At 62.3% G+C, this 9,803-nt stretch carries 10 protein-coding genes; 4 read left to right on the top strand and 6 right to left on the bottom strand.

Annotated features, from left to right (window positions below; all coding sequences use genetic code 11):
• The 4 genes from AC1DVA_RS25180 to AC1DVA_RS25195 form a co-directional block, all read right to left on the bottom strand.
• The coding region (locus AC1DVA_RS25180) for a 3'-5' exonuclease (protein ID WP_476807685.1) at nucleotides 1–419 on the bottom strand (419 nt) is incomplete at its 3' end.
• 61 nt (nucleotides 420–480) lie between these two features.
• Nucleotides 481–3,741 (bottom strand): error-prone DNA polymerase, encoded by a 3,261-nt coding sequence (locus tag AC1DVA_RS25185; protein ID WP_476807686.1) that lies wholly within the window; start codon nucleotides 3,739–3,741, stop codon nucleotides 481–483.
• Nucleotides 3,738–5,258 carry a DUF6504 family protein gene (locus tag AC1DVA_RS25190; RefSeq protein ID WP_476807687.1) on the bottom strand — a complete coding sequence of 507 codons (1,521 nt, stop codon included), beginning with the start codon at nucleotides 5,256–5,258 and terminating at the stop codon, nucleotides 3,738–3,740. Before AC1DVA_RS25190 ends, AC1DVA_RS25185 begins: the two co-directional genes overlap by 4 nt.
• The gene (locus tag AC1DVA_RS25195; RefSeq protein WP_442865108.1) at nucleotides 5,176–5,934 is read right to left on the bottom strand and encodes an ImuA family protein; all 759 of its coding nucleotides are present in this window, start codon (nucleotides 5,932–5,934) and stop codon (nucleotides 5,176–5,178) included. The genes AC1DVA_RS25190 and AC1DVA_RS25195 overlap by 83 nt, the downstream gene beginning before the upstream one ends.
• Nucleotides 5,935–6,039: 105 nt before the next feature.
• On the opposite strand from AC1DVA_RS25195, the gene AC1DVA_RS25200 reads away from it, so the two are divergent.
• From AC1DVA_RS25200 to AC1DVA_RS25215, 4 genes are all read left to right on the top strand, one after another.
• Nucleotides 6,040–6,684: a hypothetical protein gene (locus tag AC1DVA_RS25200; RefSeq protein WP_476807688.1), complete on the top strand. Its 645-nt coding sequence runs from the start codon at nucleotides 6,040–6,042 to the stop codon at nucleotides 6,682–6,684.
• Nucleotides 6,685–7,003: 319 nt separating this feature from the next.
• Complete coding sequence (locus tag AC1DVA_RS25205; RefSeq protein ID WP_265055297.1) at nucleotides 7,004–7,243, top strand: DUF2171 domain-containing protein; 240 nt, start codon at nucleotides 7,004–7,006, stop codon at nucleotides 7,241–7,243.
• Between the two features lie 189 nt (nucleotides 7,244–7,432).
• Nucleotides 7,433–7,756 carry a DUF6894 family protein gene (locus AC1DVA_RS25210; RefSeq protein WP_476807689.1) on the top strand — a complete coding sequence of 108 codons (324 nt, stop codon included), beginning with the start codon at nucleotides 7,433–7,435 and terminating at the stop codon, nucleotides 7,754–7,756.
• A 98-nt stretch (nucleotides 7,757–7,854) separates the two neighbouring features.
• The gene (locus AC1DVA_RS25215; RefSeq protein ID WP_265055299.1) at nucleotides 7,855–8,100 is read left to right on the top strand and encodes a hypothetical protein; all 246 of its coding nucleotides are present in this window, start codon (nucleotides 7,855–7,857) and stop codon (nucleotides 8,098–8,100) included.
• Nucleotides 8,101–8,643: 543 nt separating this feature from the next.
• On the opposite strand, the gene AC1DVA_RS25220 is transcribed toward AC1DVA_RS25215, so the two are convergent.
• Both AC1DVA_RS25220 and AC1DVA_RS25225 read right to left on the bottom strand, forming a co-directional pair.
• Entirely contained in the window at nucleotides 8,644–9,330 is a 687-nt protein-coding gene (locus AC1DVA_RS25220; RefSeq protein WP_265055300.1) for an SOS response-associated peptidase, read from the bottom strand.
• 14 nt (nucleotides 9,331–9,344) lie between these two features.
• Complete coding sequence (locus AC1DVA_RS25225; RefSeq protein WP_265055301.1) at nucleotides 9,345–9,662, bottom strand: hypothetical protein; 318 nt, start codon at nucleotides 9,660–9,662, stop codon at nucleotides 9,345–9,347.
• Between the last annotated feature and the right edge of the window lie 141 nt (nucleotides 9,663–9,803).

Here is a 9,803-nt window from a genome sequence, read left to right on the forward strand (position 1 = left end):
CGCTGATACCGCAGAAGCTGGTTGGAGAATCGCGGCAGGTGCGGCCAGAGCCGCAAAGCGCATTTCCACGTACAGATCCATTTCGCTCCCGCGCTCAGGCGCGGCCGGCAATAGCGCTGCTCGAACGCCGCGCGGTGCGCTGCTAGAGCGATGACGCCGCCTGGCGGCTTTAGGATCGAAGGGGCAATTTCATTCCAGAACGGAGCATCGGCAACGTCCTCGTCACGGATATGATGTACCGCCATCGTGTCTGGGGAAATAGGCCTGCCCGGCTTCACGAAATGCGCGCCGCGCTCCTCATTAAGTTGCCATTGACCGTCTGCACCGATGGAGATGTCCTGCCAGCCGATTTCGCAGACGTCATGCGGGCCGTCTCCGGCGGTCTCGAKGTCGATCACTCTCAAGCGTTGATTGAGCATAGACACGAGATCATCATGCCCAGAGGTCGATGCAAGTCAGGAGCGAGGTGCCATTGGCTGGTCACCGAAAGTCTCGTGTCTTCACCTTGATCGTGTCGAGGTGCAGGTCGGGGAGGTAGATATCCCGGGTACGGAGGTCTTTCGGCGGTAGGTCGCGCGGGTCCGGGGTCGGCGAGCCGTGGTGGAATTCATCGCCCCGGCCGCGCGGCAAAGGGAATTGGCGATCCCGCTGGCCCACGCCGGCGAGGTCGGCGGATAAGTCGGTGAGCCGCTGAGCGACGAGATGCACAACCTCGCCCTCCCGCTGAATGCGTCCTCGTACCGATATCATCCCGGCCGACAAAATCGTTCGCCGAAAGCGCTCGAACACCTTCGGCCATACGACGAGATTGGCGATGCCAGTCTCGTCTTCCAGTGTGATGAACATGACGCCCTTAGCTGAACCTGGACGTTGCCGCACCAGTACGATGCCCGCGGTCTCGATCCATCGTCCGTCGCGAGTTTCCATCGCGACCTCGCAGCTCACGATGCCCCTGCGTTTTAGATCGTGGCGCAGGAACGAGACCGGGTGATCGCGAAGCGACAGCCCGACGTGTCGGTAGTCCTCGACGACGTCTCCGCCGGCCACCATCGGTCTTAGCGCAACCATTGGCTCCGGCGCCTCGTCGGCTTGTCGATCCACAGCGGCCGCAAATAGGGGCAGCGGTTCGTCTCGCAGTACTCGGATCGCCCAGATCGCTTCCCGCCGCGCGAGGCCGAGACTGGGCTGGAACCCGTCGGCCTCGGCAATCTGGGCCAACGCCGCCACAGGCACACAAGAGCGGCGCCAGAGATCCTCGATCGACTCGAACGGCAGGCGGGCTCGCGCGGTGATGATCGCGGCCGCATGGGCATTTGAGAGCCCCTTCACCATCCGAAGCCCTAGGCGAACAGCGAACCTCGTTTCGTCACCTGTGGGCTCCAGCGTGCAGTCCCAGCGGGAGATGTTGGYGCAGACCGGCCGAACCTCCACGTCATGGTCGCGGGCATCCCGCACGATCTGGGCCGGCGCGTAGAATCCCATCGGCTGGCTATTTAGGAGCGCGGCGCAAAAGACGTCTGGATGCCAGCACTTCAGCCAGGCAGAGGCATAGGCGATCAGGGCGAAGGAGGCAGCGTGGCTCTCGGGAAATCCGTAGCTCCCAAATCCTTCGAGCTGCCGAAATGTTTTTTTGGCAAACTCGGCCTCATAGCCATTTTCGACCATGCCGACGACCAGCTTCTCCTTGAAAGCAGAGACCCCACCGGTGAACTTAAAGGTCGCCATGCTCTTTCGCAGCATATCGGCTTCGCCAGGCGTGAAGCCGGCGCACTCAATTGCCACGCGCATCGCCTGCTCCTGAAACAGCGGTACACCCAGCGTTTTTCCGAGAACTTTTTCGAGCTCTGGCTTGGGATAGTGCACCGGCTCGTTGCCCTCGCGGCGCCTGAGATAGGGATGAACCATGTCGCCCTGGATCGGGCCAGGCCGAACGATCGCGACCTGCACGACGAGGTCATAGTACGTCCGCGGCTTGAGCCGAGGCAGCATCGACATTTGAGCTCGGCTCTCGATCTGGAAGGTCCCGAGCGTGTCGGCCTTGCGGATCATCGCGTAGGTTCGGGGATCCTCCGGGGGGATCGACGCCAGGTCGAGCTTGATGCCTTTGTGGTCAGCGAGCATGTCCAGACCCCGCTTCATGCAGGTGAGCATGCCAAGCGCGAGCACGTCGACCTTCATGAAACGCAAAGCGTCGATATCGCCCTTGTCCCATTCGATGATCTGGCGATCGGTCATCGCCGCCGGCTCGATCGGGACGAGGTCGTCGAGGCGATCATGAGTCAGGACGAACCCGCCGGGGTGCTGAGAGAGATGCCGTGGCGCGCCCTGGAGTTGGCGAGCGAGATCGAGCGCAAGGCGAAGTCTTCGATCGGCCAGGTTGAGATTTAGCTCTTCTACATGCCGCTTCTCGACGCCTTCCTCTGACCAGGCCCAGACCTGCGACGACAATGTACCGATCAGATCTTCAGGGAGCCCCAGAGCCTTGCCGACATCGCGCAAGGCCCCCTTGGTCCGGTATYGGATGACGGTCGAGCACAGGGCCGCGTGATCACGGCCGTAAGTGTCAAACACCCACTGCATAACGATCTCGCGCCGCTYGTGCTCGAAGTCGACGTCGATGTCAGGTGGCTCCCGGCGTTCTTCCGAGACGAAACGCTCGAAGAGGAGATCATTGAGGCCGGGATCGATCGAGGTGATGCCGAGCACGAAACAGACGGCGGAATTCGCGGCCGAGCCGCGGCCCTGGCAGAGGATATGGCGCGAGCGGGCGAAACGGACGATAGAGTTCACCGTCAGGAAGTAAGGCGCGTAGCCCAGCCGCTCTATCAGCGACAGCTCATGGTTGAGGCTTGCCCGTACGCTGTCCGACATGCCCTCGGGATAGCGTTGCGCGGCGCCCTCCCATGTCAGCTTCGTCAATGTCTCCTGAGGCGTCAGCGTGGGATCGTCGCGCTCCTCCGGATATTGGTATGCGAGCTCGTCGAGCGAGAACCGGCAGCGGTCGGCGATCTGCAGCGCCCGGTCCAGAGCCTCGGGGTAGCGGGCGAAGAGCCGGTGCATCTCCGCCGGCGGCTTCAGGTAGCGGTCCGCATGGCGCTCACGCCGGTTGCCCAGCGCATCGATCGTAACGTTGTGGCGGATGCAGGTCACAACATCCTGCAGGATCCGACGTACTGGCTCGTGAAAGAGCACGTCGTTGGTCGCGACCGTGGGTACGCGCATGCGGATGGCGAGATTCGCCAATTCGTGAAGGCGAAGGTGATCATTCGGTCGGCGGCGCAGCGACAGCGCGAGATAAGCACGGTCGCCGAATCCCTCTCGCAGCCGGCGCAGGCGAAACGCGCACTTGTCGTCAGGCAAATCCGGAACAAGGACGGCGATCACGCCATCGCCTTGGGCAATGACGTCTGACCATTCGAGATGGCAGCGCCCCTTGCCGCCGCGCTTCTTGCCGATCGAGAGCAGCCGGCAAAGTCGGGAGTAGGCTGCCCGGTCGGTGGGATAGACGAGGAGCGACATTCCGTCGGTGAGATCCAGCCGGCAGCCGACGATGAGCCTGACACCTGTCGCCTTGGCCGCTTCGTGGGCGCGAACGATGCCGGCCAGCGAGTTGCGGTCTGCGACGGCCAGGGCTTCGATGCCCAGCAAGGCTGCTTGCGCGAACAGCTCCTCGGCGGAGGATGCGCCACGCAGGAAGCTGAAATGGCTCGTGACCTGCAACTCGGCGTAGCGGGCGTTCATCCGAAAATTCCATGAAGGAACCAGCGATGCGATCCCGTGGCGACATCCTCGCCGTCACCTGCGCGATAGATCCAATAGCGCTCACCGGCATCGTCTTCGACCCGGAAGTAGTCGCGTACGGCCGCCATCTCGGCCTCGCGCTTCCACCACTCGCCGAATACGCGCTCCGGCCCGTCGGCCCGCTGGACCCGCCGGCGGACGCCACGCCAGCTGAACCAGGACGGCGGATGATCTGGCAATAGCGCCATGGTCTCGACAGGCTCCGGACGCGGCAGCAGCCGTGCCGGGCGGGGCCAATGGCGCGGCCATGCCGCCCCGGTCTCCTCGGTAAGCGCCCCAACGCGGCGAACCGAACGCTCGGGAACGTCGCTTGACACGGGCGCGAGACGATAGACGGCCTGTTCGCCAACCCGATTGGCGAGGATATCGATCAACCCGGAAATGTCGGGGCTGGTCTCCTCGACGAGAGAGCTGATGGACTGCTTCCGTTCCAAGGGCTCGGCCAGCGTAGCCGCAAGCGTCATGATCTCGATGCCGAAGCCCGGCTCGATCGCCTCGATCTTCTCGCAGAGCAGCCGCGTCAGCCGCTTGCCATCGCAGACCGGTCGCGCCAGACCCACCCGGACCGTTTGAAGGCCGCGGTCGACGCGATGGCAGACGAGATCGAGCCGGCGAGCGYCCAGACCCCGCTGTTCCAAGCGCTCGCAGAGTTGCGCCACGAGCTTGCCGATGTAGCGGGCGATGGTCTCCGAAGCGCCGATCGGCTCGGCGAACGCTCGCCGCACCTCGATCAGGTCGGGTGGTCGGATCGCGACGATAGGTTCGGCGACTTCCCCGAGGGCTTGGGCCAGTCGACGGGCGATCGCGGGTCCGAAACGAAGGGTTAGCGGAGAACGGGGCTGGGCGATGATGTCGCCGACCGTGTCGAAACCGAGCACACGCAGGTCGGCCGATATCTGCGCAGGCAGCCGAAGGCATTCTAACGGAAGGGGTAATAGCGGATGCGCCTCATGCCGGACAGGCGCGATGACTATGGACCGAGAGACGTATCGCGCCAGCGCATGGGCGGCGCCCCAGCTGTCGGCGATCGCGGCCCTTGCCTCGACGCCCGACATCGCGAGGCGTCCGACGATGGCCTCCAGCATGTCCGCTTCGCCGCCATGGAGGTGGTCGGCGCCAGTCGTGTCGATGACGATGCCATGCGGCGGATCCGGCGCCACAATCGGCGCGACACGCTGATGCAGCCAGATCGCGAGTCGCTCCAGTTCCCGCGCGTCTGCTGCAAGATCGGCTTGCTTAACCACCAACGATGACACAAGCACCTGCGCCTTTGTGGCCGGCATGCCGACGCGTAGCCCGGCGGCGAGTGCAGCGGCATTTGCAGCCTGCACCAACCTCCTGCTTCCGTCGCGAGCGATGAGGACGAGCGGGACTTCAGGCCGAGGCGCGTCGCCAGCCATCCGTCGGTACCGATCGATTGACCAGTTCGGCAGGAAGACGGAGACGACCCGTGTCATCGCATGCCTCCAATTCAAAATCCGCGCTTTCGCCCGCCCTGGCCCTGATCAGCTCGACAAGCCATCGTGGCCGTCCCACGCCCGGCACCGGCAGTGCCGTTGATGGGAGAACCGAGACCCGCCATCGGGTCATCGCTGCTGTCGGCTGCCCGAAGTCGGAGGCGTCCACCTCCCGTCGCCATCTGCGTAAGGCAATACCGATCGAGCCTGTTCCTTCAGCTGCAAGCTGGAGCCGCCGGGACGCCGTCATCGAAAGACGGGCGACTTCTCCGACGACGGAGCCAAGCCCGCCATGGCGCAGGCCCTCTTCCATGCAGGCGAGAACCGTTTTGTCATCGCCGGCCTCGACGTAGATGACGCGGTCGGGAACGAGCCCCGCCTGGGCGAATGCTGGGGCGAAGAGGTCGGCCCTGGTCAGGCACCAGAGCACTTTGCCGCGGCTTCTGGCTGCGACACCGGCGCTGAACAGAGCGGCCGCGGCGCCGTCGAGGGCACCGTTGCCGCCGCCGGCGACCTCATGCAGAGCACCCCGTGCCAGACCGCCCCCAGGTAAGCGTGAATCGACCATCGTGATTCCGAACGGCAGGACCGTCCGATCACGAGTGCCCCGCCCTTCAATTCGCTCGATCTGGTCGCGGAGCGACTGGAATACCGGCTGTGACAGCAACTGGCCTATACCTATAGAATGACGCCTTATGTTCTTCTTATGTTCTCGGTACCGCATTCCGAGTCAAGCTTGCTTTTTGGCCGGAACTCGGGAGCGCTGTAGGCGGTTGAGCCAGTGGGCTATCAGAAGCGAGCGATTGACGTGAATCGCACATCAGACCTAACCGCCGARTGGCCCCTGCAATCGAGTGCGACCCTTGGATCTTCAGTCCGGGCCAAGGGCATAGAACGCGAACTCCGACGGAAGCTGCCTTGGGCGACAAGGAAATTCCTGAAAGTCGAAGCCGGGAAAGCTTTGCTGGATATGCCGGGCGCGTCGCTGGACGAATTCGAAGCCGCATCCACGACAATTTCCCAGGCGATGCGAGGACTAGCAAACCTTCCGGTACTTCCGAGTGAGGCGGAGGACATCCTGTCGATGTCTTCCCGCGAGCGCCACAAATGGATGGGCGCTGGCCGCCTGCAGAGTGCCGGAACCCGAACGGTCAAATTGCGCGGGCGATCGAAGGCAGTGACCTTTCACGTCTTCGAGCCAGCGCATATCGAGCACATCCTCAATGGCGACCTGACCGAGATTTGGCGCGAGGAGGACGGGGCGACGCTTGTGGAGAACCGTCGGCGGGCCGCGGGCAAAGCCGCGCTGACCCGAGCAGGAAAGCGGCACGCCCAGTCGAAAGCGGCTCCCGTAGCATCAGATGAGATGCTGGATGCTCAGCTGGAGGGTTGGGAAGAATTTGTCGCTAAAGGTTTTTTACGCTGAACGATCACGAAGCGGATCAGCGACAACTGGCTGACGAACATTCGCTCCGCAAAACAACACTGAGGTCAACAAGGCCCGCTATTCCGACCATGTCGCGAGATGGGGCGAGCAGCGCCACAATACACGTCGCTTGTTGGCCAAAGATGCGACGGCAGAGCCGCAACTATCGCACCGAAATCCATCCGCACCCATTGCCCTGTCTTGAGATTGCGCACCCCGCCGAAAATCTCAATGGGAGCTTGGTTCCGCTGGCTCGTTGGAACTTCTGCGCCGATCGCTCCGTTGCCGCTTCAATAGGTATCAACAGGAGATCAAGGCGATGATGTTCGTCGAGCAAATCAAGGAAGGCCAACGCGTGCTGGGCTCCGATGGAGTTCACGTCGGGACCGTCGACGCACTGAGCGGACAGCTCATCAAGCTCAAGAAGAACGATCCGGAGTCTGGTGGAGCACACCACTATATCGACCTCGGGCTCGTGATCGGTGTGGATGGAGATATCATCAAGCTTATCGTCCCCGCGGCTGAGGCCAGGGAGCGGTGGTCGGAGGCGGCTGATTAAACGCAGAACCAACATCATCGTTTACCTGGTTGTTTCGCCTCCCAACTACGGCCATGCAACGGGATCGGTGATGGCAGCCCCAGCCGTCTTCCCGCCTCGGAGAGAAGGCAGCAGGAAGCGGAACTATTCGAACCCCTTGTGTAGTTCGGCGCGACTGAGCCATCAGGCTTCGGCTCAACGGAGGGCGACATGCCGGTGTATCGCTTCACCATGAATGACGGGACGAAGACAGATTGCGACAACGAGCCGAAGGAGTTCGCGAGTGATAAATCCGCCGTAGACGCGGCACAGGTGGCCTTGGCGGACATGGCCCACGATGCCTTACCTGATGGTAACTCCGTCGATTTGACAGCAGCTGTAGAAAATTCGGCCGGCGAAGAGATTTATCGCGCTTCGCTCAAATTTCGCGGCGAAACGGCCGGACGCGCGCGATCGAAGGCTGCCGATTTCGAGGCCGCGGCGGACGATGCTGCTGAGGCGGTGGCCAGGGCTCTTGCCGTTAAGCCGGACTAGAAGGGCTTCTGTCCACGGGTCGCGAGTCATTAGCACCGATTGGAACAAGCCTGACGGACGTGGGGTTGGCCGACATAGGGACAGTGGGAGATATGGCGATGACCATCACAAGCCACGCGGAATATCGGGCTGCGGTCGAACGCGCTGCGGCGATCAGCGACGCAACAGATGGTTCGGAAGGGGCAGACGAGTTCACTCGCCTTACATCCGAAATTCGACAGTGGGACGAAGCGCATAAGGGTGACAATGCTCACGGCCCCGATGCAGACCAAAGCTTGCTGCGGCCGGACGACTTGCCGTTCTCGGGGCTGCCTGGAAATCTGGGCAAGCTTCACAAGGATTGACCGGTCGTTTGCTTTTACGAGCGAGGCGTTCTCATGAAACCGGCAGAGCCAGTGGCCAGCGCGCGCGCCTTGGCCATGCGGATGATGGCGGAATACCCCGATCGCGATTGGATCGCGTTGCTTGCCAGCGTGCCGAAGTACCCCGCAAATCCATCGAGTGACATTTGCAGGAAGATGGGTTGACCCGCGGCCATATTAGCTGCGGCGGCTGAGCTACTCCCCTGGCCGGGTAATCCCGGCGTAACCGGCGAAGGACCGTTCTAGGCAACTGTTTTGATCTAGGGTTTCTTAACGGGCCGGCCGGGGTCGATCGGACTCCACGAGGAGGACGGCTTTCGATCACCCTTTTCAGCCGGCGGGGCGTCTATCTGAGATTGCTTCACCTTGATCTCAGGTGTTTCCGAACCTTGCCGCGGTCGACTGTCGGTTGCGCGCCTCGGCTGGCCAACCGTTTCATCCTTGGGCTTGGACATAGCGCGTTCCTCCACGGTTAAGCGAAGAATGGCGAAGACCTGCATTTAGTTCCTGCGCGGGTCGGGGGAGCTAGAATAGATCATCCTTGAAAGGTTCGATTGTCGTCGGATCATCGTCGCCTTCGCCCGCCTTATTGACGCGCTTTGACACGATCCATTCCCGTAGTTCGCGCGGCGGCTGCTTCAGCAGTTCCATACCGCCTGATCCGTCCAGCCAAGCCTCGAAATCCTGGCGCATGAGCATGCAGGGCATCCGATCGTGATACTGYGCGGTCCACGCGTTGGCTTCGCGGACAATCATCGTGCAGGTGGTGATGTCCTCGCCCGTATCGGGGTTCCGGTAATTTTCCCAGAGACCCGCGAACGCCAGCAGATCGCCGTCGGCCGCAGAGAAGAAATGCGGCACCCGGTCCTTCTTTTCGCCGGTCCATTCGAAGAACCCGCTGGCGGGGATGATGCACCGTCTTCGCACATAGGCTTGCTTGAAGGTGCCGCTCGTCTCGACCGTCTCGACCCTCGCATTGAAGGCGGCGAGTTTGAAGTCTTTCAACCCACCCTTGTGCCAGCCGGGGATTAGGCCCCAACGCGCTCTCTTCAGCTCGCGGCCGGCCTCAGTCTTCACGATGATATCAATGTCGGTTGTGGGCGCGATGTTGTAGCGGGCGCGGAGATTGGGCGTGTTTGCCGGCACCGTCAGCGGCTGACTGAAGGCGACAATCTCGCTCCAGCTATAGGCCTGGCTGAAACGCCCGCACATATGCGGTCTCCTGCTTAGTCGGGGAGCCGTTGCCCGGCGAGAAAGGTCGCTACGCTCAGCGTGTGGCTGGGCTGAGCCTTGCAATACTGTTCTACGATTTCGACGAGCTGACCATCCGAAAACTGCGGCAGGCCGGAAGGTGAATGCTGCCGGAGCGCGTCGACAATCCAGCGGCCAACAGCCACATGCATTTGGGCGCCTGCCGCCTGCTGGTCCATCCACAAATCGCAGGTCACATAATCCTGCATGAAGTCTCCCTTTCGAGGCCCCGCAGCCAACGCCGCCGCGTAGGTCGATATCGCAAGAAGCAGGGTCAGCATCAGGGTGCGCACATGCCGCTCCTACTGAATCGGAGCGCGCTTAGCGTGCTGGGCATTTGCCTTGGCAAGCAGTGCTTCCAGCTTGGCAAGCGTCTCCGGCGAGAAAACGAGGTTCATCGCTTGGCCGCCGACGATTTCGAGACTGATCAAAGT

The organism is Allobosea sp. P4_C6, assembly GCF_056402015.1.

What these genes read in the sequence shown, in the direction of transcription:
- AC1DVA_RS25205 (WP_265055297.1), top strand. Translation starts at nt 7,004, where the DNA reads ATGATGTTCGTCGAGCAAATCAAGGAAGGCCAACGCGTGCTGGGCTCC.
- AC1DVA_RS25210 (WP_476807689.1), top strand. Translation starts at nt 7,433, where the DNA reads ATGCCGGTGTATCGCTTCACCATGAATGACGGGACGAAGACAGATTGC.
- AC1DVA_RS25215 (WP_265055299.1), top strand. Translation starts at nt 7,855, where the DNA reads ATGACCATCACAAGCCACGCGGAATATCGGGCTGCGGTCGAACGCGCT.